Below are 245 nucleotides of genomic sequence, written 5' to 3'. Positions count from 1 at the left end.
AGGTATCGCGGATGCCATCACTGCCGGAACAGATATTGACACCCATGGCTGTGAGGTCAAAGACCGGCGGAGCAGCGCTGGATGCGCCGCCTTTGACCATCAGATGAATACCGGCTTTGGCCAGCTTTGCACCTAAAGCGGCTAAAGGTTTATCCGCCAGCATACCAAGGCAGAAGCCATGACTGATTGTGACCTGTCCGGCCATACCTAAAGCATTGGTCCGTTCAATGATCATTTCCATTGCA

Annotated in this window: 1 pseudogene; it reads right to left on the bottom strand. The window is 53.1% G+C overall.

Annotated features, from left to right (window positions below):
- Nucleotides 1–245, bottom strand: a pseudogene (locus tag HBA93_RS22720) (cytosine deaminase); the annotation flags it as partial.

Origin of the sequence: Ochrobactrum sp. SFR4, assembly GCF_019730395.1 — a bacterium.
In the GTDB taxonomy this organism is placed as follows: Bacteria; Pseudomonadota; Alphaproteobacteria; order Rhizobiales; family Rhizobiaceae; genus Pseudochrobactrum.
Note: the sequence above shows the minus strand (reverse complement) of the source record. Positions and strands in the feature narration are given on the sequence as shown.